We start from the raw sequence: 23,614 nt of genomic DNA, 5'->3' as shown, positions 1-23,614 counted from the left end.
CCTCTTCTTAATTCTTCGCGACAGCGGGTTGGGCTGTCGTGGGCGCTACAGGTTCCCGCCAGCCAACAGCAAGGCCGTTGGCGTAGCGCAGATCGATGCGCGCAATGTTCGTAATCTGCTCTTTGAGCGTCTTGTCATAGATGGCAATGAAGCGGCGCATCTTTTCCACCAGGTTGCCGCGTCCCAGCAGCAGTTCGATTCCCGGGCCCGCGCTGCCGGCGCCGGTGGTCAGGAACCAGCTGCCTCGTTCACGCAACTCCAGGCGTGCAATCGAGAAGCCCAATGGCCTGAGCATCTGGCTCAGCACCTGGTATTGCTGCATCACTTGCTGCTGGGCCCGTTGTGGGCCGAACAGCTGTGGCAAGTGTTCGTAGTTCGCCAGCTCACGCGGGGTGAACGCCTGCCCCTGGTTGTTCAACAGCGACTCATCGCCCCAACGGGCCACCGGCAGTTGTTCTTCCAGGCGAATCACTACTTGATCCGGCCATACCCTGCGCACTTCGGCGTGGGCAATCCATGGCATCGTTTCAAGCTCGGTACGCATGCTCTCCAGGTCGATGGTGAAGAAGCTCGACGCCACGTAGGGGGCGATCCGCTGCTGCACCGCTTGCTGGCTGATGTAACTCAAGTCGCCCTGCACCGCTATTTTGGTGATCGGCCGATCGGCGTACGGCAGCAAACGCTGTGCGCCTTCATAAGTGCCGAACCCCAATGCAACCAGCAGCACGGGCCAGAACAGGCTTTTCAGAAAACCGAAGTTGGCTTTCGGCAGGCGCGCGGACATCGGCTCTTTGGCAACCATTCGGCTGGCACCCCGCGGCACCGGCTTGCGGCCGGGTGCGGAGGGCTGATGACGTAGCTGAGCGCCTTGCATGGTCTTAACCTCGCGGCTCGTTGTTGCCGGCAATGCTTGCAGCCAGAATCGCCAGAACCAGTTGCTGGAAATCCAGGCCAGCGGCACGGGCCGCCATCGGAACCAGACTGTGATCGGTCATGCCCGGTGCGGTATTGACTTCCAGGAACCAGAACTGCCCGTCGGCGTCCTGCATCACGTCTGCCCTTCCCCAACCGGCGATACCCAGCGCCTCACAGGCTTTGGCCGTGAGGTCCATGAGTTCTTTTTCTTTGTTGCTGTCCAGGCCACACGGAATCCGGTACTGGGTATCGGAAGCCACGTACTTGGCGTCGTAGTCGTAGAAAGTGTGTGGCGTGCCCAAGGCAATCGGAGGCAACACCTGGTCACGCAGGGTGGCGATGGTGAACTCCGGACCTTGAATCCATTGCTCGACCAACACTTGCGAATCGTAGGTACTGGCCGCTTTCCACGCGTCGATCAATTCAGACGCGCAAGTCACTTTGGCCATCCCGATACTGGAACCTTCATGGGCCGGTTTGACGATCAAAGGGAAGCCCAGTTCCGTGGCCGCCGAAATACAATCGGCCTCAGAGCTCAGTACCGCATGGCGTGGCGTCGGAATACCGAGGCTGTGCCAGACCTGCTTGGTGCGCAGTTTGTCCATGGCCAGTGCCGAGGCCAGAATGCCGCTGCCGGTGTATGGAATACCCAGGCATTCGAGCAGGCCCTGCATGCTGCCGTCTTCACCGCCACGACCGTGGAGGATGATGAAGGCGCGATCGATTTTTTCGCTCATCAGACGCTGCAGCAGGTCATCGCCCACATCAAGACCGAAGGCGTCCACACCGGCGCTTTGCAGTGCTTCGAGCACCGCGTTACCCGATTTCAGGGAGACCTCACGCTCGGCACTCTTGCCGCCGAACAGCACGGCGACGCGGCCGAAGTCTTTCGGCGCGATAGTGGAGACGAGGTTGGCGTAAGCAGCAGTCATTTCAACTTCCCCACGCTTGGCGCGGCAACCGCGCCAGCGAACAACGGACTATTCAACAATTTCGGTGCGAGACCGCCGATATCACCGGCGCCCTGGCACAGCAGAATGTCGCCGGCACGCAGCAGCGGCTTGACGATTGGCGCGAGGTCGATGCCGCGCTCGATGTAGATCGGGTCGAGCTGACCGCGCTGACGAATGCTGTTGCACAGCTTGCGGCTGTCGGCGCCCGGGATCGGCTCTTCGCCGGCCGGGTAAACTTCCATCAGCAACAGCACGTTGGCGTCGGCCAGTACATTGACGAAATCGTCGTACAGATCGCGGGTGCGGCTGTAACGGTGCGGCTGGTAAACCATCACCAGACGTCGCTCCGGCCAACCACCGCGCACGGCTTTGATCACGGCCGCGACTTCGGTCGGGTGGTGACCGTAGTCGTCCACCAGCATCACGTTGCCGCCTTCAACGGGCAGTTCGCCGTACACCTGGAAGCGACGACCGACACCCTGGAACCCGGACAGGCCCTGGACGATAGCTTCATCGCTGACGCCTTCGTCGGTGGCGATGCAAATGGTCGCCAGCGCGTTCAACACGTTGTGGTTGCCCGGCATGTTCACCGAGACATCCAGCGGCTCACGGTCCGGGCGCAGCACGGTAAAGAAGGTCTGCATGCCTTGTTGGCGCACATTGATCGCGCGCACGTCGGCATCGTCGCCAAAGCCATAAGTGACCGTCGGACGTTTCACCTGCGGGAGGATTTCACGCACCACCGGATCGTCCAGGCACACCACCGCCAGACCGTAGAACGGCAGGTTGTGCAGGAACTCGACGAAGGTTTTCTTCAGTTTGTTGAAGTCGCCGTCGTAGGTCGCCATGTGGTCGGCGTCAATGTTGGTGACCACGGCTACCAGCGGCTGCAAGTGCAGGAAACTGGCATCGCTTTCGTCGGCTTCAGCAATCAGGTAACGGCTGGTGCCGAGCTGGGCATTGGTGCCCGCGGCATTCAGACGACCACCGATCACGAATGTCGGGTCCAGGCCACCGGCGGCGAACACCGAGGCGATCAGGCTGGTGGTGGTGGTTTTGCCGTGGGTACCGGCGACGGCAATGCCGTGGCGGTAGCGCATCAGTTCGGCCAGCATCTCGGCACGCGGCACCACCGGAATCCGGCGTTCCAGGGCCGTGGCCACTTCCGGATTGGAAGTGTTCACGGCACTGGAGGTGACCAGCACATCGGCGTTCGCGGTGTTCTCGGCACGGTGGCCGATATAGATGTGGGCACCGAAGGATTCCAGGCGCTCGGTCACCGGCGATGCTTTCAGGTCGGAACCGGACACTTCATAGCCCAGGTTCAGCAACACTTCAGCAATGCCGCACATGCCCACGCCGCCGATACCGACGAAGTGGATGCGACGGATGCGGCGCATTTCCGGGTGCGGCATGGCTTTCTTGTTCTCAACCATGGGCCACCTCCAGGCAGGTATCGACCACATTACGAGTGGCATCGGGTTTGGCCAGGCGGCGTGCCGCGGTGGCCATGTCGTTGAGTCGTTGCGGTTGCATCAAGACCTCTGTCAGGCGAGCGGCAAGATCCGCTGCGCCAGTCGTTCTTTGCGGCATCAGGAAGGCAGCGCCTTCACGGGCCAAATAATCGGCGTTGCGGGTCTGGTGATCGTCGATCGCATGGGGCAAAGGCACCAGCATCGAGGGCAGACCGGCAGCCGCCAGTTCACTGATGGTCAGCGCGCCTGCGCGGCACACCACCAGGTCGGCCCAGCCATAGGCTTGGGCCATGTCTTTGATGAAAGGCTGCACTTGCGCCTCGACGCCAGCTGCGCGATAGCGCTCTGCAGTTACTTCATCGTGGTTTTTGCCGGCCTGATGAAACACGTCCGGACGCAGGTCGGGGGCGACTTGCGACAGGGCTTCAGGCAGCAACTTGTTCAACGGCTCTGCGCCCAGGCTTCCGCCCAGGATCAGCAAACGCGCCTTGCGACCGGCCAGGGCAGGTCGCGGTGTTTCGAGGAACAGCTCGGTGCGCACCGGGTTACCGGTGGTGCGACGGCTGTTCGACAGGGTAAAGGTGTCGGGGAACGCTTCACAGACTCGGGCGGCCAACGGCACCAGCAACCGATTGGCGGTACCCGCCACAGCGTTCTGTTCATGAACGATCACCGGTACGCCAGCCAGTTTGGCTGCAACGCCGCCGGGGCCGGTCACGTAACCACCGAAGCCGACCACGCACACCGGCCGCAGCTGACGAATAATCGCCCGCGCCTGCCAGATCGACTTGAGCAACATGAACGGTGCCTTGAGCAGGGACAATTTGCCCTTGCCGCGCAAACCGCTGGCGTTGATCCGATGCAATTCAAGACCGGCCGCCGGCACCAGATCGTTTTCGATCCCGCGCGGCGTGCCGAGCCAGTGCACGGTGTACCCGCGGGCCTGGAACTCCCGAGCGCAGGCCAGTGCCGGGAACACGTGGCCCCCGGTGCCGCCGGCCATGATCAATACGTTAGCGCCCATGGTTCGGCTCCTCGGCGAAGTCGCTCTCATGGAACTCCATCTCTTCACTGCCCAAGTGGGTTCGACTCTCCCACTCGATGCGCAGCAACAAGCCAAGACAGGCACAGCAGATCACCAACGAACTGCCGCCATAACTGAGGAATGGCAGGGTCAGACCCTTGGTTGGCAGCAGGCCGACGTTCACGCCGATGTTGATCAGGAACTGACCAATCCACAGGAACGACAAGCCGTACGCGATGTAGGCGGCGAAAAATTGCTTGGCTTTCTCGGCCCAATAACCGATGTACATGCCACGAATACAGACAAAGACGAACAGCGCTACGGTGCACAAAGAACCCACGGCACCCAGCTCTTCGGCCAGGACCGAGAACACGAAGTCAGTGTGGGCTTCCGGCAGGTAGAACTGTTTCTGCACGCTGTTGCCCAGGCCAACGCCCAGCCATTCGCCGCGACCGAAAGCGATCAAGGCTTGAGACAACTGATAGCCAGCGCCGAACTGGTCGGCCCACGGATCCGCAAAGTTGGTCAGTCGCGCCATTCGATACGGCTGCATTTGAATCAACAACACCACCGCACCGACAGCCAGGACGACCATCAAGGAGAAACGGAACAGCCCGACCCCGCCGAGGAACAGCATCGCCGCCGCAGCCCCCATCATCACGACGGTGGCACCGAAGTCCGGTTCCATCAGCAACAGTCCAGCCATCGGCAGCAGAACGATGAACGGCTTGAAGAAGCCCATCCAGCTTTCACGCACTTCTTTCTGGCGACGCACCAGATAACCGGCGAGGTAGATCACCACGAATACCTTGGCGATCTCGGAAGGCTGAACGTTGAAGAAACTGAAGCCGATCCAGCGCATCGAACCGTTCACTTCACGGCCGATCCCGGGGACGATCACCATCACCAGCAAACCGAACGCACCAATCAGCATCAGCCAGCCCAGGCGTTGCCAGGTAGCGATCGGAATCATCATGGTAACGATGCAGGCACCAAGGCCCAGCACCACATAGATAAGGTGGCGAATCATGTAATACAGGGCACTGCCCGACTGCACCGCCGCCACTTCGGTCGATGCCGATGCAATCATCACCAGCCCAAGACCCAGCAGCGCAAGGCAACCGGCGAGCATCGGGAAATCGAGGTCGATGCCGCGCCCGGTGATGATCGGCGACGGGTACGGCTTGATGATATTCAGGAGGCTCATGCCAAGTCCTCCACGGCGCGGACGAACTGGTGACCGCGATCTTCGTAGTTCTTGAACATGTCGAAACTGGCGCAGGCCGGTGACAGCAGCACCGCGTCGCCCGGTTCGGCGATGGCGCGGCATTGCGCGACGGCTTCGTCCAGCGAATTGACGCGAATCAGCGGTACGCCATCGCCGATGGCTTGGGCGATCAGCTCGGAATCCCGGCCCATCAGCACCACCGCACGGCAGTTGGCCGCGACCGGATCACGCAGGTCCTTGAACTCGGCACCCTTGCCATCGCCACCGGCGATCAGCACGAGTTTGCCGTCGATGTCTGCACCCAGACCTTCGATGGCGGCCAGTGCGGCACCTACGTTGGTGGCTTTGGAATCGTTGTAGTAGCTCACGCCGTTCAGGTCGCGAACCCATTGGCAGCGATGCTCGAGGCCGGCGAAAGTACGCAGGCTCGAGAGCATGGCGTCGAACGGCAGCCCCACGGCGTGGCCCAGCGCCAAGGCCGCCAGGGCGTTGGACTGGTTATGCGCGCCACGAATCTTCAACTCGCGCACTGGCATCAGGTTCTGGAATTCGAAGGCCAGGTATTTCTCGCCATTCTCTTCCCGGATACCAAAGGCCTTGAAGTCGGGTTTGCTCAAACCGAAGGTCCAGCACGGTTGGCCTTCGCCCATCAGCGGACGGCTCAGGGCGTCCTGACGGTTGACCACAAACTGCCTGGCGCCCCGGAAGATCCGGTGCTTGGCCAGGTGATAAGCCGGCAGACCGCTGTAGCGGTCCATGTGGTCTTCGCTGATGTTGAGCACGGTCGCCACTTCGGCGTTGAGTTGATCGGTGGTTTCGAGCTGGAAGCTCGACAGTTCCATCACGTACAACTCGACGTCGTCGCTGAGCAAATCCAGCGCCGGCGTACCGAGGTTGCCGCCGACGGCAACACGCTTGCCGGCCGCAGCCGCCATCTCGCCGACCAGGGTGGTAACGGTGCTTTTGGCGTTGGAACCGCTGATGGCGACAATCGGTGCCTTCGCGTTACGCGCGAACAGCTCGATGTCGCCGGACAACTTCACGCCACGGGCGGCAGCAGCCTGCAGGGCCGGGGTCGCCAGCGCCAGGCCGGGGCTCACGTAGAGCTCGTCGGCACGGCACAGGAATTCGACGTCCAGCTCGCCACAACGCACTTCCACGTGCGGATAGTCACGCTTGAGCGTGGCCAGTTCCGGTGGATTTTCCCGCGTATCGGCGACAGCAAACGACACGCCCCGGTTCGCCAGGAAGCGAACCAGGGACATGCCGCTCTTGCCGAGGCCGACAACGATGCGGAAGTGGTCAGAAGCGATCAGAGACACTCGTTCTACCTCAGCTTCAGGGTGGCAAGGCCGACCAGTACCAGAATCACGGTGATGATCCAGAAACGGACGATCACACGCGGCTCGGGCCAGCCCTTGAGTTCAAAGTGGTGGTGTATCGGTGCCATGCGGAACACACGGCGACCGGTCAACTTAAAGGAGGCAACCTGGATGACAACCGACAGGGTCTCCATCACGAACACGCCGCCCATGATGAACAGGACGATTTCCTGACGGACGATCACCGCGATGGTGCCCAAGGCCGCGCCCAGCGCCAGTGCGCCGACGTCGCCCATGAACACTTGGGCCGGATAGGTGTTGAACCAGAGGAAACCCAGGCCCGCGCCGATCAACGCGCCGCAGAACACGATCAACTCACCCGCGCCCGGTACGTAAGGAATCAGCAGGTATTCGGCGAATTTCACGTTACCCGACAGATAGCAGAAGATCCCCAAGCCGCCGCCGACCATCACGGTAGGCATGATCGCCAGACCGTCGAGGCCGTCGGTCAGGTTGACCGCGTTGCTCGAGCCAACGATTACGAAATAGGTCAGGACGATGAAACCCGCGCCCAGCGGGATGCTGTAGTCCTTGAGCATCGGCAGGATCAGGGTGGTTTCTACCGGCGTTGCCGCGGTCATATAAAGGAAGATCGCCGCGCCGAGGCCGAACACCGACTGCCAGAAATACTTCCAGCGGCTCGGAAGGCCTTTAGAGTTTTTCTCGATCACTTTGCGGTAGTCATCGACCCAGCCGATGGCGCCGAACAGCAACGTCACCAGCAACACGGTCCAGACATAACGGTTGCTCAGGTCGGCCCAAAGCAACGTACTGACGCCGATGGACGACAGAATCAGCGCGCCGCCCATGGTCGGGGTGCCGGATTTGGACAGGTGCGATTGCGGGCCGTCGTTGCGAACGGATTGACCGATCTGACGGTTCTGCAAGGTGCGGATCATCCAGGGGCCATAGCACAGCGACAAGACCAGCGCAGTCAGCACACCGAGAATCCCGCGCAGGGTCAGGTACTGAAAGACCGCGAAGCCTTTGTAGAACTGTTGCAGATACTCCGCTAGCAGCAGCAGCATTAATGTTTCTCCAGACGGGTCCCGCACAAAGCGGCGACGATGTTTTCCATCGCGGCGCTGCGCGAGCCCTTGATCAAAATGGTGGTGTTTGTGTCCTGCTCGGCTTCCAGGGCCTTGATCAGCTCAGCCTGAGTGCTGAAGTGAAAAGCCTGCTCGCCGAAAGCGTTTACGGCGTGGGTCATCATTGGCCCGACCGCGTAAAGCGCGGAAACCTTGCCGCGAGCGTACTCGCCCACATCGCGGTGCCCCTGCTCCGCCCAATCGCCCAACTCGCCGATATCTCCGAGCACCAAAACGGTGCGGCCGGAAAAGCCGGCGAGTATATCAACGGCGGCGCACATGGAGGTGGGGTTTGCGTTGTACGTGTCATCGATCACGCGCATACCGTTAGTTGCCAGTTGCGCGACGGTGCGACCCTTGACCGGTTGCACGGCGCCGAGACCGGTGGCGATGCCGAACAGCGACACGCCCAAGGCATGGGCTGCAGCGGCGGCGGCCATGGCATTGGCGACGTTATGGGTGCCGAGCAGGTTCAGCTGAACCCGTTCCACACCTTCAGGGCTGTGCAGGTTGAACGCCGGGCAACCGCGGGCATCGCGGTCCAGATCGCTGGCGTAGAAGTCGGCGCTGATGTTGCTCAGGGCAAACGTCAGCACTTTGCGACCGGCGGTTCGGGTTTTCCAGATTTCAAAAGCCTTGTCGTCGAGATTCAGCACGGCGACGCCATCGGCATCCAGCCCTTCGAGAATCTCGCCCTTGGCTTCAACGATTTTTTCCGGCCCGCCGAACTCGCCGACGTGGGCGGTCCCAGCGTTGTTGATAACAGCCACGCGGGGCTTGGTCATGCCGACGGTGTAGGCAATCTCGCCGAGCCGCGAAGCGCCGAGTTCGATCACGGCAGCGGTATGTTCCGGTGCCAATTCGAGCAGGGTCAGCGGAGCACCCAGGTCATTGTTCAGGTTGCCTCGGGTCGCCAACACCGGACCGCGCGTGCGCAGGATGCTCGCGAGCATTTCCTTGACCGTGGTCTTGCCGCTGGAACCGGTGATGGCCACGACCGGCTGAGTGAATGCCGCACGGTTCATCGCGCCCAATTGGCCGAGGGCCTGGCGGGTGTCCTTGACCAGCAGTTGCGGCAGCGCGCTGTCGGCAACTTCGCGCTCGACCAGGGCACCCACGGCGCCTTTGGCGGCGACGTCATTGAGGTAGTCATGGCCATCGAAACGCGGGCCGGCCAGAGCAATAAACAGCTGGCCGGGCTTGATTGCGCGGCTGTCGATGCTGACGCCGTCGAAGCTGGCGTCGCTGGCAATCAGACGGCCATTCAATGCGCTGGTCAGTTCGCTCAGTTTCAAGGCTTTAAGCATGGGCCACCTCCCACGCGGTCAGGGCGTGATCGGCCTCGACCAGATCGGAGAAAGCGTGGCGCTCGCCGTTGATTTCCTGATAGTCCTCGTGACCTTTACCGGCCAGGACAACCACATCATCCGCCGAAGCACTGCCGATCAATTGGGCAATCGCCTGGCCACGGCCGGCGACGAAGGCAACTTTATCCACAGCGGTGAAACCGGCGCGGATGTCGTCGAAAATCACGGTAGGGTCTTCGGTGCGCGGATTGTCATCGGTGACCAGTACGCCATCGGCCAGACGCTCGACCACTTCCGCCATCAGCGGACGCTTGCCACGATCGCGATCACCACCGCAACCGAACAGGCACAGCAACCGGCCTTTGGCGTGAGGACGCAGGGCCATCAAGACTTTTTCCAGCGCATCCGGTGTGTGGGCGTAATCGACCACCACCAACGGCTGGGTACCGCCGCCCAGGCGCTGCATGCGACCGGCCGGGCCTTCGAGTTTCGGCAGCACTTTGAGAATTTCATCCAGCGCGTAGTCCAGCCCGAGCAAGGCGCCGACCGCAGCCAACACGTTGCTCAAGTTGAAACGACCGAGCAAGGTGCTGCGCAAATGGTGCTCGCCTTGCGGCGTGACCAGCGTGGCGCGCACGCCTTCGTCATCGAACTGCGCTTCGCGGCAATACAGGTAGGCGCTGGAATCTTCCAGGCTGTAAGTGATCAGTCGCGACTCGCCTTTATCGGCAGCCAGTTGCCGACCGAAATCGTCGTCCAGGTTGACCACCCGGCACTTCAGATCATTCCAGGCAAACAACTTGGCCTTGGTTTCGCCATAGGCCTGCATGGTGCCGTGGTAATCCAGATGATCGCGCGACAGGTTGGTCATCACCGCCACATCGAATGCCAACGCAGTCACGCGGCCCTGATCCAGACCGTGGGAAGAGACTTCCATGGCCACGGCCTTGGCGCCGGCTTTTTTCAGGTCGGCGAGGGTCGCTTGCACCGCAATCGGGTTCGGTGTGGTGTGCAGACCGCTTTCCAGCGAGCCGTAGAAACCGGAGCCCAGGGTGCCGACAATGCCGCAGTGCTGACCAAGCAGGTCGAGCGCCTGGGCAACCAATTGGGTCACGCTGGTTTTACCGTTGGTGCCAGTCACGCCGATCAGGTTCAAATGACGGCTCGGGTCGCCATAAAAACGCCCGGCGATGTCCGACAGCTGCGCCGCCAGGCCTTTGACCGGAATCAATGGCACGTCGGTAATCGGCAGCACAGTCGCGCCTTCGACTTCATAAGCCACGGCAGCAGCGCCACGTTGCAAGGCGTCGGCGATGTGCGCACGCCCGTCGAACTTGCCACCAGGAACCGCGAGAAACAGATCGCCTGCCCGTACGTTACGGCTGTCCAGCGCCAATTCGCGGATCAACAGATCGCGGCCGGCGTGGGCGAAAATCTTGTTCAGGCTCAGCGACATCAGCCGCGCCCTCCATTAGCTTTCAGCGGAACGACCGGTGCGGCGTTCGCTTGTTGAGTGGCAGGCAGGTTGTCCGGGGTGACGTTCATCAGGCGCAGGGTCCCGGACATCACTTTGCTGAACACCGGCGCCGATACCAGACCACCGAAGTAACCGGCCTTGGTCGGTTCATCGATCACCACCACGATTGCGTAACGCGGATCGCTCATCGGGCCGAAGCCGGCGAACAGCGAGCGGTAGGAATTCTCGGCGTAGCCCTTGGTGCCGACCGACGTTTTACGTGCAGTACCCGACTTGCCGCCCACGTGATACGCCGGCACCTGCGCACGGAATACACCGCGCGGGGCTTCGATCACTTGTTGCAGCATGGTTTGCATGGTTTTCGCGACGGCTTCCGGCAACACCTGTGTGGTTTGCGGCGCCTTGTCGGTTTTGATCAGGGTCAGCGGCGCGAGGCGACCATTGTTGGCCAGGGCCGAGAAGGCGTGGACCAACTGGATCGCGGTCACGGAAATACCGTAGCCGTAGGACAGCGTCGCGGTTTCAGCTTTGCGCCATTCGCGGTAGTTCGGCAGGTTGCCAACGCGCTCGCCCGGGAAGCCGAGGCCGGTGTCCTGGCCGAGGCCGACTTTCTGCGCCAGGCGGAAAATCGTTTCGCCGCCAATATCGAACGCGACCTTACTCATGCCGACGTTACTGGAATTGATCAGAATACCGGTCAGGTCGAGTACCGGGCCTTCACTCTTGGATACGTCCTTGATGGTGTACTTACCAATCTGCAAGGTGCCTGGATACACCTCAACGGTATCGGTCGGCTTCCAGCGGCCGGTTTCAATCGCGGCGCTCATGGAAATCGCTTTCATGGTCGAACCCGGCTCGAACACGTCGATCATCGCGCGGTTACGCATCATCGCCGGCTGCAGGTTGCGACGGTTGTTCGGGTTGTAGGTCGGCTGGTTGACCATGGCCAGGATCTCGCCGGTCTTCACGTCCATGATCACCAGGCTGCCAGCCTTGGCGCCGTTCTCGATGATCGCGTTGCGCAGTTCACGGTTGGCCAGGTATTGCAGACGCAGGTCAATGGACAACGCCAAGGGCTTGCCGGCCTTGGCGTTTTTGGTGACCTGGACATCTTTGATCAGCCGGCCGCGCCGGTCCTTGATCACCTGTCGCTTGCCGGGCACGCCGGCCAGCCATTCGTCGTAGGCAAGCTCGACGCCTTCGCGTCCGTGGTCATCGATGTCGGTAAAGCCGACCATGTGAGCGGTGACTTCGCCGGCCGGGTAGAAACGCCGGAACTCTTCGATGCCATAAACGCCCGGCACTTTCAGATCGAGCACAGCCTGGCCTTGCTCGGGGGTCAGCCCGCGCACCAGATAAATGAATTCTTTATTGGCCTGGGCTTCGAGACGTTCGGCCAGGGCTTTCGGGTCCTGCCCCAGGGCAGCCGCCAGTGCCGGCCACTTCTCTTTGGCCGTTTGCATTTCCTTGGCGTTGGCCCACAGGGTGGTGACCGGGGTACTCACGGCCAACGGCTCGCCGTTACGGTCGGTGATCAGACCACGGTGAGCCGGAATTGGAATATGACGAACGCTGCGCGCATCGCCCTGACCTTTAAGGAAGGCACGGTCGACCACTTGCAAATCAATGATGCGCCAGGCAATCGCCGCCACCATGATGCCGAGCAACCCGACCACCAGACGGAACCGCCATGGAAAGAGCGCGCCTTCGAGTTTCATCATGGCGCCACCATCTGCACTTCAGCGGCGCCGGGAATGCGCATCTTCAGTTGCTCGGTGGCCAGGACTTCGATACGGCTATGGGCGGTCCAGGTGCTCTGCTCGAGAATCAACCGGCCCCACTCCGCCTGCGCCTTGTCGCGCACACTCAATTCGCCGTACAGAGAATTCAGCAACTGACGGTTCCAGTGCGCGCTATAGGACACGCCGATGGCCGACACGAGCACGCCGACAAACAGCAGCAGCATGAAAAAGCTTCCGCCCGGAAGTGGCTTGGCGAAAAGCTTGCTCACCGCAACTTCTCCGCGACACGCATGATGGCGCTACGGGAACGTGGGTTGGCTTTGAGTTCGGCCTCGGAGGCGGACTGCGCTTTGCCATGGATTTTGATTTTCGGTTCGAAAGCGACGTGACGGACCGGCAGGTTGCGCGGCAGGTTGTCGGCTTCGCCTTTCACCAGTTTGCGCATGAACAGTTTGACGATGCGGTCTTCCAGCGAGTGGAAGCTGATGACGACCAGACGGCCGCCCACTTCCAGGCATTCCAGCGCGGCTTCGAGGCCAGCTTCCAGATCGCCCAGTTCGTTGTTTACGTGGATACGCAGGCCCTGGAATGCACGGGTGGCCGGGTTCTTGCCCTTTTCCCATGCCGGGTTGGCGACTTTCAGCACTTCAGCCAGATCGCCAGTGCGCTCGAACGGCTTGATGTCGCGACGCTCGGCCACGGCACGTGCCATGCGACCGGAGAAACGCTCTTCGCCGTATTGCTTGAACACCCGGGCGATTTCTTCCACCGGCGCGGTGTTGACGAACTCGGCGGCGCTGATCCCGCGGGACGGGTCCATGCGCATGTCCAACGGACCGTCATTGAGGAAACTGAAACCGCGCTCAGGGTCGTCGAGCTGCGGCGAAGACACGCCGAGGTCGAGCAGAACGCCGCTGACCTTGCCGGCCAGACCGCGCTCGGCAACTTCCGAACCGAGCTCGGCAAAGCTGCGCTGCACAACGACAAAGCGGCCGTCTTCGGCCGCTAGCGTTTGCCCGGTGGCAATCGCTTGAGGATCTTTGTCGAATCCGAGCAACCGGCCATCAGGCCCGAGCTGGCTGAGGATCAACCGACTGTGTCCGCCACGTCCGAACGTACCGTCCAGATAGCAGCCATCAGGACGTACGGCGAGAGCCTCGACGGCTTCGTCAAGCAGTACGGTGATGTGGTTAAAGCCGCTATCAATAGTCACAGGATCAAATCACGCAGTTCATCAGGCATAGCGCCCGGTTGTTGAATAGCAGCCAGGTCAGCGGCAGAAACCGCATTCCAGGCATCCTCGTCCCACAATTGGAACTTGTTCAGTTGGCCTACCAACATTGCGCGCTTATCCAACTTGGCATATTCGCGAAGACGTGGTGGAACCAGAAAACGACCACTGCCATCGAGCTCGAGGTCGACGGCATTACCAATCAGTAAACGTTGCAGGCGGCGGTTCTCTTCGCGAAGCGAAGGCAGTGCGCGCAGTTTGGTTTCGATAATTTCCCACTCATCGAGGGGATAAACACACAAACACGGATCAACGGCATCGATGGTGACGATTAACTGACCGGAACTTCGCGAAACCAGCTCGTCACGGTACCGGCTCGGCATAGCGAGACGGCCCTTTGCATCGAGACTGATAGCGTTAGCTCCGCGAAACACGTCAGCGTTTCTCCAAATATTAGCGTTTTACGCTCAAAAAACCCACTTCATGCCACTTTCCGCCACTTGCGCACACTATAGGAATGCGCCCACCACACCGTCAAGGCGCGGATTAAAGGAAAAGCCTTACAGAACGGAGATTTAGGAGCGTAAAAGGAGGGTTAACGAGAATCTGACGGATGAATTCGCTCAATAACTTGAATCAGCACAGAAGGCTGCGTTCAGAAGTTAAAGTAGTTTGTTAAGAGTAAGATTTTTTCGGTATTACAAAAGCGCTTCTGCTATTGATTCAGCAGGGAGGGAAATTGCCATTACACACATCGCTGCCAATGACTCGGCAGAGAGGAAAAAAAGGTGGAGAGTCGATCTGTAAGCCGGGTTCTGTCTTGAACAGTCATTCGTCTACGATGGCCATCACTGGACATCTTTAGCAACCTACCCGGTCCCAGCGCGGGCCACGCCTTGGGACCCTATTTGGTCTTGCTCCAAGTGGGGTTTACCTAGCCACGAACTGTTGCCAGACGTGCGGTGCGCTCTTACCGCACCTTTTCACCCTTACCGGCGCCGAAGCGCTTAGGCGGTTATTTTCTGTGGCACTTTCCGTAGGCTCACGCCTCCCAGGCATTACCTGGCACTTCGCCCTATGGAGCCCGGACTTTCCTCCCCCCCCTAATTTTCATAGAGGGCAGCGACTGTCCGATCGACTCTCCGCCGCGAAGATTAACGGCAGAGCGGCCGAAGAACAAGCGCTAAAAGCCTCTGGCCGGCGCTGCATGTCGGTTTTACTCGCCCTTCTGTTTATCCAGCGCGACCTGATAAAGCACATTCTTGCGTTCGCCGGTAATTTGCGCGGCCAATGCCGCCGCACGCTTGAGCGGCATCTCTTCGAGTAACAGATTGAGAATGCGCATGGCCTCACTGCTGACAGCGTCTTCCGTCTCAGGGGCAGTCCAGCCCGCCACCAGCACCACACACTCGCCACGCTGTTGATTGCTGTCCGATTCGACGAACTCGCGCAACTCGGCCAACGGCAAGCCTTTAAGGGTTTCGAAGGTCTTGGTCAGTTCCCGCGCCAGCAATGCCGGACGCTCAGCACCAAATACCAGCTCCATGTCTTGCAGGCATTCAAGGATGCGATGCGGTGCTTCATAGAAAATCAGCGTGCGCGGTTCTTCTTTAACGAGTTCCAGACGAGCACGTCGGCCGACAGCCTTGGCCGGCAAAAACCCTTCGAAGATGAAACGGTCGGACGGCAGCCCCGCCGCCGACAACGCCGCAATCAATGCACATGCACCCGGAACCGGCACCACATTGATTCCTGCGGCACGGGCCTGACGCACCAAGTGATAACCCGGATCGGAAATCAGTGGCGTCCCGGCGTCGGAAATCAACGCCACATCGTCGCCCGCCAGCAGACGCGTGATAAAGCGGTTACCCTCCTCCCGCTCGTTGTGTTCATGGCAGGCCGCCAGCGGCGTGGGAATACCGAAATGCTGCATCAATCGCTGGGAATGGCGAGTATCTTCGGCCGCGATCAAGGCGACCTCGCGCAGGATCTTCAGCGCACGCGCACTGATATCGTCCAGGTTGCCGATGGGCGTCGCCACCACATAAAGCGAGCCAGCAGCGGAATTCAAAGCACCTGGAGCAGTCAAAGCGCACACCTCATGATCGGTAAAAGGCGACATTGTAGCGCGTAGCGGCGCTTGCGATACGCCTTGCCCTCCCCGGGTTTTCCAGCCTTTTGTGCAGCGCTGCAACATTTGCACGAGCTAAATTGATCGATTCACGCCAGTAACATCGCGCCCCGGCCAGTGCTTGGGTACAATTCCACGCTAATTTGATCGAGTATCAGGAACACTTACATGATCGCTTGCCTGCGGCTGTTCACTGCCCTCTGCCTCGCTGCCTTGCTGGCGGCTTGCGCCAGCTCGCCCTCTTCCAGCCTTGGCGAACTTCCACGGACCCCGGACGCCAGTATCGAGCAACTGCTCGAACAGGCCACTAAAAGTAAAGATCCGGAAAAAGCCGCTCTATTGCGCTTGAGCGCAGCAGACCTGGCTTATCGTCAGGGCAATGCCGGCCAGTCCGCGCAAATCCTGCAACAGGTCCCGGTGGAACAACTCAAGCCTGGCCAACAAGTCTTCGCCAGCACCCTGGCGGCTGAACTGGCCATGGCCCGCAATCAGCCCAAAGCGGCGCTGACTGCCCTGAGCCATCCGAGCCTGCAACGCCTGGGCGAACTGCCCGTCGAACAACAAGTTCGCACCGGCACCGTTCATGCTCGCGCCCTTGAGGCCGACGGCCAGACCCTGGCCGCCGCACGGGAGCGCATCTTTATTGCCCCGATGCTTGAAGGTGAAGCAGCCAGCAAAAACCACGAAGCGATCTGGACCCTGATCGCTTCGCTGCCGACCGATCAATTGCAGCCGACCACCGACGACGACCTCGGCGGCTGGATACGTCTGGCGCTGGCGGTGAAAACAGCCGGCACCCTGGAACAGCAGCAAGCTGCGATCGACAACTGGCGCGAACAGAATCCAAAGCACCCGGCTGCCATCCAGCTGCCGTTGCCACTGACCAAACTCAAGGAGCTGGCCAGCCAGCCCCTGAGCAAGATCGCCCTGCTGCTGCCGCAAGACGGCCCGCTGGGTTCAGTTGGCAAAGCACTACGCGAAGGCTTCATGGCCGCTCACTACCAGGCGCAACAAGCCGGGCAGAAGCCGCCAGCCATCGAGTTCTATGACAGCTCGCGCCTGACCTCCCTCGACGAGTTCTATCGCAAGGCCCAGGCTGATGGCGTGCAACTTGTAGTCGGCCCGCTGGAGAAGCCGCTGGTCAAACAGCTCAGCGCACGCCCACAACTGCCGATCACCACCCTGGCGCTGAACTACAGCGAAGGCGAACAAGGTCCGGCCCAACTGTTCCAGTTCGGCCTTGCTGCTGAAGACGAAGCCCGCGAAGTGTCCCGTCGTGCGCGCGCCGATGGCCTGCACCGCGCCGCCATCATGGTGCCGAAAGGCGAATGGGGTGATCGCGTACTCCGGGCGTTCAGCCAGGATTGGCAAGCCAACGGTGGCAGCATCGTCGCCACTGAACGCGTCGACCAGCCAGTGCAACTGGCCCAGCAGATTGCCGACATGTTCCAGCTGCGCCAGAGCGAAGGCCGCGCCAAGAGCCTGCAAAGCACCGTTGGCTCGCAGGTTGCCGCACAACCTTCGCGCCGCCAGGACATCGAGTTCATCTTCCTGGCCGCAACGCCGCAACAGGCTCAACAGATCAAACCGACCCTGAACTTCCAGTACGCGGGTGACGTGCCGGTTTACGCCACCTCCCACGTATTCAGCGCCAGCGGCGACCAGAACCAGTACAACGACATGAACGGTATTCGCTTCTGCGAAACCCCATGGCTGCTGGATGCCAACGACCCGCTGCGCAAACAAGTCACTGCACAATGGCCACAAGCCGGCGGCAGCTTGGGCCGCCTGTACGCGATGGGCGTGGACGCCTATCGCCTGGCACCGCGCCTGGGGCAACTCAAGGCCTTGCCGGACAGCCGCATCCAGGGCCAATCGGGTAGCCTGGGCATGACTCAGAATCAACGGGTCGAGCGTCAGTTGCCATGGGCAGAGTTCACCAACGGTCAGATTCAACGCCTGCCGGATACCTCGCGCTGATGCCTGACAGGTCACGCCAGCAAAGCGGTAAAGATGCCGAGCGTCATGCGCTCGAGCATCTTCAACAACAAGGTCTGCGCCTGCTGGCGCAGAACTGGTTGTGTAAACGCGGCGAGCTTGATCTGGTCATGCTTGATGGCGATACAGTAGTATTCGTCGAAGTCCGCTACAGAAAAAACACCCAATGGGGTGGCGCGCTCGATAGCATCGATGGGCGCAAACGGCAGAAACTGATTTTCGCCGCGCAGTATTTTCTTCAGCGCGAGTCGCGTTGGGCCAATTCCCCCTGCCGCTTCGACGTGGTTGCCATCGACAGCAACCTTGATCAGTTGAACTGGTTGCAGAATGCCTTCGACAGCTGATCGCGCGCACCCCAAACCGGACACCTTCACCCAACACTTTTGCTCTTTGCTTTGCGGGCTGCACATTCATGTGCCGAGTAGCCGCGCTAATTAAGGTCACACAGATGGACATGCAATCGCGAATTCGCCAGCTTTTTCAGGCCAGTATCGACACCAAGCAACAGGCGATGGACGTACTTGCACCGCACATCGAGCAAGCCAGCCAGGTCATGGTCAACGCCCTGCTCAACGAGGGCAAAATGCTGTCCTGCGGCAACGGCGGCTCCGCCGGTGACGCACAGCACTTCTCATCCGAGCTGCTCAACCGCTTCGAGCGCGAGCGCCCGAGCCTGCCCGCCATCGCGCTGACCACCGACAGCTCGACGATCACCTCGATCGCCAACGATTACAGCTACAACGAAATCTTCTCCAAACAGATTCGCGCCCTCGGCCAGCCGGGTGATGTTTTGCTGGCGATTTCCACCAGCGGCAACTCGGCAAACATAATTCAAGCGATCCAGGCCGCACATGATCGCGAAATGATTGTCGTAGCATTGACCGGTCGTGATGGCGGCGGCATGGCGTCACTGCTTTTGCCTGAGGACGTCGAGATTCGCGTACCGGCCAACGTCACCGCACGTATTCAGGAAGTCCACCTGCTGGCGATCCATTGCCTTTGCGATTTGATCGACAGCCAACTGTTCGGGAGTGAAGAATGACCCCTAATCGCCTAGGCCTTCTGGCCTTGACCCTGTGCCTTGGCATCAGCGGCTGCACCTCGGTGGTTAACGCCAGCCGTGAAGCACCGATCGATGATGACCGTGGCACCCGCACCTTCGGTAGCAAGATCGACGACTCCCTGATCGAAACCAAGGCCGGTGTAAACATCGCCAAGGCCGATCCAGACCTGGACAACAACTCGCACATCGTCGTCACCAGCTTCAATGGTGTGGTGCTGCTCGCCGGGCAAACCCCTCGCGCCGACCTCAAGGCCAAGGCCGAACAGGTTGCCTCGGCCGTTCAGCGGGTAAAGAAGGTGCACAACGAGCTGCAAGTACTGGCGCCCTCCTCGCTGCTGGCGCGCCAGAACGACACCTGGCTGACTACCAAGATCAAGACCCAGATGCTCACCGACGCTTCCATCCCGGGGTCGCGCATCAAGGTTGTGACGGAAAACGGCATCGTCTATCTGCTGGGTCTTCTGACCAAGCAGGAAGCAGCCCAGGCGACCAATCTGGTACAAGGCGTTTCCGGCGTGCAGAAGATCGTGAAGTTGTTTGAGTACATCGACTGATACTTGCTTACCGGCGATGGCATCCTCGAGATTGCCACCGCCCTGTAGGAGCTGCCAAAGGCTGCGATCTTTTGATCTTGAAAAACAAAGTCAAAAGATCGCAGCCTTCGGCAGCTCCTACCCGTTTGAAGGTGGTGAAGTAAAAAAAAAGGCGATCCATTCGGATCGCCTTTTTTTTTACTTCACCACCTTCAAACTCGGTCGACCGCTGGGACGCGGCGGCTCGCTGTCGGGTGGCGGAACATCATCATCCGCCTCGATATCTTCCTCGTCTTCCAGAGGCGATTCCATATCGAACACCATGCCCTGACCGTTCTCCCGAGCGTAAATGCCCAGGATCGATGCGATAGGCACGTACAGGGTGTGCGGAACGCCACCGAAGCGCCCCTCGAAACTGACTGCCTCGTTGTCCATGTGCAGATGACGCACGGCTGCCGGGGAAACGTTCAGGACAATCTGTCCGTCACTGGCAAAACCCTGAGGCACCTGCACCGATGGATACTCGGAATTAACCAGCATGTGCGGGGTGCAATCGTTGTCCACAATCCACTCGTAGAGCGCGCGGACCAGATAAGGTCGACTGGAGTTCATAGCGGCTCCTTAAGCCTTAGCGCATATCGCGTTCGACACCAGACAGACTCGCCTGGAAAGCCTCACGCGCAAACGAGCGCTCCATATAATCAAGCAGCGGCTTGGCAGGCCGCGGCAGTTCAATACCCAGAATCGGCAATCGCCAGAGTATTGGTAATAGGCAGCAATCCACCAGACTTTGTTCCTCACTGAGGAAAAACGGCTTGTCGGCAAACAACGGCGACACGCCTGTCAGGCTTTCGCGCAGCTCTTTACGAGCCACGACACGGGCTGCTTCCTTGGTCCGCGAATCCAGAATCAAATCCACCAGACCACACCAGTCACGCTGAATGCGATGAATCAGCAGACGACTGTTGGCACGCGCCACAGGATAAACCGGCAGCAATGGCGGGTGCGGGTAACGCTCATCCAGATACTCCATCACCACGGTCGACTCCCACAACGCCAGGTCACGATCGACCAGGGTGGGTAGACTTCCGTAAGGGTTCACCTCAATCAGTTTAGGCGGCTGGCGACCAGCTTCCACGTAAATGATCTCGGCGCTGACACCCTTCTCTGCAAGTACGATGCGCACTCGGTGGGAATAGTGGTCGGCGGGGTCGGAGTAACAGGCCAACCGATTGGTCACGCCCATGGCGGTCCTCCTCGCTTGTTGAAATTATCGGAAACGGAAAAACACGCGCGCCCAGAGGGCGCCTCCCGTAACGCCTGGATCACCAGACTCGTTACACCTTCAGAGACGCCCTTGGGCGCGCGCGATTAACAGCAATGGCTTACAGCTTTATCAATGGACGTCTTTCCAGTATTCACGCTTGAGCAAGTAAGCGAATACGAAGAAGAACGCCAGGTACAGCAACACATAGGTACCGATGCGCTGATGCTGCAGCTTCACCGGGTTGGCCGAGTAGGCCAGGAAGGTCACCAGGTTCTTGACCTTCTCGTCGAACTGCTCTTCGTTCAGCGTGCCGGTTTTCGGCAATACAGTCAGTTGATCGCAGGCTTCATGGGTCAAAGCGGTGCCGGTCAGCGGATCGTATTGCTTCTTGCCGTCTTCGACGATTTGAACTTGCTTACAGCCTACCACCTGACGACCCTGTAGGCCGACCAGAACGTTAGGCATGCCGACGTTCGGGAACACCTTGTTGTTCACGCCCCAAGGACGCGACGGGTCTTCATAGAAGGAACGCAGGTAGCCGTAGAGCCAGTCTGTGCCACGAACACGAGCCACCAGCGTCAGGTCGGGCGGCGCCGCACCGAACCAGGTCTTGGCATCAGCCGGCTGCATGCCGATGTTCATGTGATCGCCAATCTTGGCGCCGGTGAACACCAGCTTCTCGAGCATCAGCTCATGAGGAATGCCCAGGTCATCGGCAACACGCTCGTAGCGCTGGAACTTGGCGCTGTGGCAGCCCATGCAATAGTTGGCGAACGTACGTGCGCCGTCCTGCATGGCAGCCTTGTCAGAAACGTCGATATCGACCTTTTCCAGCTCCGGGCCACTCGATGTCGATGCGAAAGACAGTACAGGCATCGCCGCAAGAATCATTACAGCAAATAGCTTTTTCATCAGCCAGTCACCCTTTCCGGAACCGGTTTGGTCTTCTCGAGCCTGGTGTAGAACGGCATCAGAATGAAGTAGGCGAAGTACAGGAAGGTACATACCTGCGACAGCAACGTACGGCCTGGCGTTGGTGCCAGAACACCCAACACACCCAGGATCACGAACGAGATGCAGAACACCCAGAGCCAGATCTTGCTCAGCCAGCCTTTGTAGCGCATCGACTTGACCGGGCTGCGATCGAGCCACGGCAGGACGAACAGCACAGCGATGGCCGCGCCCATGGCGATTACGCCCAGGAGCTTGTCCGGAACCGCCCGCAGAATCGCGTAGAACGGTGTGAAGTACCAGACCGGAGCGATGTGCTCAGGGGTCTTGAAGGCGTTCGCCACTTCAAAGTTCGGCTTCTCGAGGAAGTAGCCGCCCATTTCCGGGAAGAAGAATACGATCGAGCAGAAGATGAACAGGAACACCACCACGCCGACGATATCTTTCACGGTGTAGTACGGGTGGAAGGCAATGCCGTCCAGCGGTACGCCGTTTTCGTCTTTGTGCTTCTTGATGTCGACGCCATCCGGATTGTTCGAACCGACTTCGTGCAGCGCCAGAATGTGCACCACCACCAGACCGAGGATCACGATCGGCAGCGCAACCACATGCAAGGCGAAGAAGCGGTTCAGGGTAATACCGGAAATCAGGTAGTCACCACGAATCCACTGGGTCAGGTCGTTACCGATGACCGGGATCGCACCGAACAGCGAGATGATCACCTGGGCGCCCCAGTAGGACATCTGGCCCCACGGCAGCAGATAACCCATGAAGGCCTCAGCCATCAACGCCAGGTAGATCAGCATGCCGAACACCCACACCAGCTCACGCGGCTTCTGGTACGAACCGTAAAGCAGACCACGGAACATGTGCAGATAGACCACGATAAAGAACGCCGAAGCGCCGGTGGAGTGCAGCAGACGCAGGATCGAGCCGTACTCGACGTCGCGCATGATGTATTCGACGGAAGCAAACGCTTCTTCCGCCGACGGGGTGTAGCTCATCGTCAGCCAGACACCGGTAACGATCTGGTTGACCAGAACGAGCAGTGCGAGGGAGCCAAAGAAATAGAAGAAGTTGAAGTTCTTCGGGGCGTAGTACTTGCTGAGATGGTCTTCCCACATTTTGGTCGCGGGGAAGCGCGCATCAACCCAATCCATGAACTTGCTCATCACGCTTTCTCCGTATCGACGCCAATGACAATGATGTCATCGGTCTCATAGGAATGCGGGGGAACTGGCAGGTTCAAAGGCGCAGGTTGCGACTTGTAGACGCGGCCAGCCAAATCGTAATGGGAACCGTGGCAAGGGCAGAAATAACCACCTACCCAATCCTTGCCCAGGTCGGCAGGTGCCACTTCTGGACGGAAGGTCGGAGAGCAACCCAGGTGAGTGCAGATACCGATCAGCAGCAGAACTTCTGGCTTGATCGAACGCGTCTCCGGGTCGACATAGGTCGGTTGCGTAGAGTTCTTGGAGGTCGGGTCAGACAGCTGGCCCTCGATCTTTTTCAGATTCCCCAGGATTTCCTCCGTACGGCGGACAATGAACACCGGCTGGCCGCGCCACTCAGCAATCATCTGCTGACCTGGCTCGATTTTGCTGACATTCACTTTCACCGGTGCACCTGCAGCTTTCGCCTTGGCACTGGGAAACCATGACCCCACGAACGGGACCGCAGCCCCCACCGCTCCTGCAGCACCCACCACGGATGTGGCTGCTACCAAGAAGCGACGCCGGCCTGCATTCACGCCGTCATTGCTCATTCAGTCCTCTCCCATCAGCTTTGTGGCCTGTTAAATCAGGCGTCTACTAAGTAAAAATCTGAACTTATAAAAATTTTGCCGAAT

23 protein-coding genes and 1 other RNA gene are annotated in these 23,614 nt (G+C 59.9%); 4 read left to right on the top strand and 20 right to left on the bottom strand.

Annotated features, from left to right (window positions below; genetic code table 11):
* Positions 1–7: 7 nt before the first annotated feature.
* The 15 genes from KGB18_RS18065 to rsmI form a co-directional block, all read right to left on the bottom strand.
* Positions 8–874 (bottom strand): cell division protein FtsQ/DivIB, encoded by an 867-nt coding sequence (locus KGB18_RS18065; RefSeq protein WP_123719471.1) that lies wholly within the window; start codon positions 872–874, stop codon positions 8–10.
* A gap of 4 nt (positions 875–878) precedes the next feature.
* A complete protein-coding gene (locus tag KGB18_RS18060; RefSeq protein ID WP_223570309.1) occupies positions 879–1,847 on the bottom strand; it encodes a D-alanine--D-alanine ligase in 969 nt (322 codons plus the stop codon).
* Positions 1,844–3,304, bottom strand: a complete 1,461-nt coding sequence (murC, locus tag KGB18_RS18055) for a UDP-N-acetylmuramate--L-alanine ligase (protein ID WP_123719473.1) — start codon at positions 3,302–3,304, stop codon at positions 1,844–1,846. Before murC ends, KGB18_RS18060 begins: the two co-directional genes overlap by 4 nt.
* Positions 3,297–4,367 carry an undecaprenyldiphospho-muramoylpentapeptide beta-N-acetylglucosaminyltransferase gene (gene murG, locus KGB18_RS18050; RefSeq protein WP_052966285.1) on the bottom strand — a complete coding sequence of 357 codons (1,071 nt, stop codon included), beginning with the start codon at positions 4,365–4,367 and terminating at the stop codon, positions 3,297–3,299. Before murG ends, murC begins: the two co-directional genes overlap by 8 nt.
* The gene (gene ftsW / locus KGB18_RS18045) at positions 4,357–5,574 is read right to left on the bottom strand and encodes a putative lipid II flippase FtsW (protein WP_123719474.1); all 1,218 of its coding nucleotides are present in this window, start codon (positions 5,572–5,574) and stop codon (positions 4,357–4,359) included. Before ftsW ends, murG begins: the two co-directional genes overlap by 11 nt.
* A complete protein-coding gene (gene murD, locus KGB18_RS18040) occupies positions 5,571–6,917 on the bottom strand; it encodes a UDP-N-acetylmuramoyl-L-alanine--D-glutamate ligase (protein WP_123719475.1) in 1,347 nt (448 codons plus the stop codon). The genes ftsW and murD overlap by 4 nt, the downstream gene beginning before the upstream one ends.
* 5 nt (positions 6,918–6,922) lie before the next feature.
* Positions 6,923–8,005 carry a phospho-N-acetylmuramoyl-pentapeptide-transferase gene (mraY, locus tag KGB18_RS18035; protein ID WP_008037292.1) on the bottom strand — a complete coding sequence of 361 codons (1,083 nt, stop codon included), beginning with the start codon at positions 8,003–8,005 and terminating at the stop codon, positions 6,923–6,925.
* Positions 8,005–9,372, bottom strand: coding sequence for a UDP-N-acetylmuramoyl-tripeptide--D-alanyl-D-alanine ligase (locus KGB18_RS18030; RefSeq protein WP_223570308.1), 1,368 nt, complete (start codon positions 9,370–9,372; stop codon positions 8,005–8,007). The genes mraY and KGB18_RS18030 overlap by 1 nt, the downstream gene beginning before the upstream one ends.
* Entirely contained in the window at positions 9,365–10,828 is a 1,464-nt protein-coding gene (locus KGB18_RS18025) for a UDP-N-acetylmuramoyl-L-alanyl-D-glutamate--2,6-diaminopimelate ligase (RefSeq protein WP_123719477.1), read from the bottom strand. Before KGB18_RS18025 ends, KGB18_RS18030 begins: the two co-directional genes overlap by 8 nt.
* Complete coding sequence (locus KGB18_RS18020) at positions 10,828–12,567, bottom strand: peptidoglycan D,D-transpeptidase FtsI family protein (protein ID WP_187326384.1); 1,740 nt, start codon at positions 12,565–12,567, stop codon at positions 10,828–10,830. The genes KGB18_RS18025 and KGB18_RS18020 overlap by 1 nt, the downstream gene beginning before the upstream one ends.
* Entirely contained in the window at positions 12,567–12,860 is a 294-nt protein-coding gene (gene ftsL, locus KGB18_RS18015; RefSeq protein ID WP_038981628.1) for a cell division protein FtsL, read from the bottom strand. Before ftsL ends, KGB18_RS18020 begins: the two co-directional genes overlap by 1 nt.
* Positions 12,857–13,804 (bottom strand): 16S rRNA (cytosine(1402)-N(4))-methyltransferase RsmH, encoded by a 948-nt coding sequence (gene rsmH, locus KGB18_RS18010; protein WP_052966291.1) that lies wholly within the window; start codon positions 13,802–13,804, stop codon positions 12,857–12,859. The genes ftsL and rsmH overlap by 4 nt, the downstream gene beginning before the upstream one ends.
* On the bottom strand, positions 13,801–14,256 hold the full coding sequence (mraZ, locus tag KGB18_RS18005) for a division/cell wall cluster transcriptional repressor MraZ (RefSeq protein ID WP_003205355.1): 456 nt from the start codon (positions 14,254–14,256) through the stop codon (positions 13,801–13,803). Before mraZ ends, rsmH begins: the two co-directional genes overlap by 4 nt.
* Before the next feature lie 354 nt (positions 14,257–14,610).
* Positions 14,611–14,964, bottom strand: an RNA gene (rnpB, locus tag KGB18_RS18000) — RNase P RNA component class A.
* A 74-nt stretch (positions 14,965–15,038) separates the two neighbouring features.
* Positions 15,039–15,944: a 16S rRNA (cytidine(1402)-2'-O)-methyltransferase gene (gene rsmI / locus KGB18_RS17995; protein ID WP_162130595.1), complete on the bottom strand. Its 906-nt coding sequence runs from the start codon at positions 15,942–15,944 to the stop codon at positions 15,039–15,041.
* A 177-nt stretch (positions 15,945–16,121) separates the two neighbouring features.
* Between rsmI and KGB18_RS17990 the strand changes: the two genes are divergently transcribed.
* The 4 genes from KGB18_RS17990 to KGB18_RS17975 all read left to right on the top strand — a co-directional run bounded on the left by KGB18_RS17990 (position 16,122) and on the right by KGB18_RS17975 (position 19,568).
* Positions 16,122–17,933: a penicillin-binding protein activator gene (locus KGB18_RS17990; protein ID WP_123719479.1), complete on the top strand. Its 1,812-nt coding sequence runs from the start codon at positions 16,122–16,124 to the stop codon at positions 17,931–17,933.
* On the top strand, positions 17,933–18,295 hold the full coding sequence (locus KGB18_RS17985) for a YraN family protein (protein WP_007904371.1): 363 nt from the start codon (positions 17,933–17,935) through the stop codon (positions 18,293–18,295). Before KGB18_RS17990 ends, KGB18_RS17985 begins: the two co-directional genes overlap by 1 nt.
* 104 nt (positions 18,296–18,399) lie before the next feature.
* On the top strand, positions 18,400–18,993 hold the full coding sequence (locus KGB18_RS17980) for a phosphoheptose isomerase (RefSeq protein WP_007904374.1): 594 nt from the start codon (positions 18,400–18,402) through the stop codon (positions 18,991–18,993).
* A complete protein-coding gene (locus KGB18_RS17975) occupies positions 18,990–19,568 on the top strand; it encodes a BON domain-containing protein (protein ID WP_052966293.1) in 579 nt (192 codons plus the stop codon). Before KGB18_RS17980 ends, KGB18_RS17975 begins: the two co-directional genes overlap by 4 nt.
* Positions 19,569–19,745: 177 nt before the next feature.
* Here KGB18_RS17975 and KGB18_RS17970 read toward each other — a convergent pair whose 3' ends face one another.
* The 5 genes from KGB18_RS17970 to petA form a co-directional block, all read right to left on the bottom strand.
* Positions 19,746–20,159 (bottom strand): ClpXP protease specificity-enhancing factor, encoded by a 414-nt coding sequence (locus KGB18_RS17970; RefSeq protein ID WP_201062279.1) that lies wholly within the window; start codon positions 20,157–20,159, stop codon positions 19,746–19,748.
* A 16-nt stretch (positions 20,160–20,175) separates the two neighbouring features.
* Positions 20,176–20,793 carry a glutathione S-transferase N-terminal domain-containing protein gene (locus tag KGB18_RS17965; RefSeq protein ID WP_007905304.1) on the bottom strand — a complete coding sequence of 206 codons (618 nt, stop codon included), beginning with the start codon at positions 20,791–20,793 and terminating at the stop codon, positions 20,176–20,178.
* A 150-nt stretch (positions 20,794–20,943) separates the two neighbouring features.
* On the bottom strand, positions 20,944–21,726 hold the full coding sequence (locus KGB18_RS17960) for a cytochrome c1 (RefSeq protein WP_123719480.1): 783 nt from the start codon (positions 21,724–21,726) through the stop codon (positions 20,944–20,946).
* Positions 21,726–22,937: a cytochrome b gene (locus tag KGB18_RS17955; RefSeq protein WP_030129766.1), complete on the bottom strand. Its 1,212-nt coding sequence runs from the start codon at positions 22,935–22,937 to the stop codon at positions 21,726–21,728. The genes KGB18_RS17960 and KGB18_RS17955 overlap by 1 nt, the downstream gene beginning before the upstream one ends.
* Positions 22,937–23,530, bottom strand: coding sequence for a ubiquinol-cytochrome c reductase iron-sulfur subunit (gene petA / locus KGB18_RS17950; protein ID WP_007905300.1), 594 nt, complete (start codon positions 23,528–23,530; stop codon positions 22,937–22,939). The genes KGB18_RS17955 and petA overlap by 1 nt, the downstream gene beginning before the upstream one ends.
* Positions 23,531–23,614: the final 84 nt, after the last annotated feature.

This window comes from Pseudomonas sp. BF-R-26, assembly GCF_019947395.1.
In the GTDB taxonomy this organism is placed as follows: domain Bacteria; phylum Pseudomonadota; class Gammaproteobacteria; order Pseudomonadales; family Pseudomonadaceae; genus Aquipseudomonas; species Aquipseudomonas farris.
The sequence above is the reverse complement of the archived record's forward strand: the minus strand, read 5'-3'. Positions and strand labels throughout refer to the sequence as shown.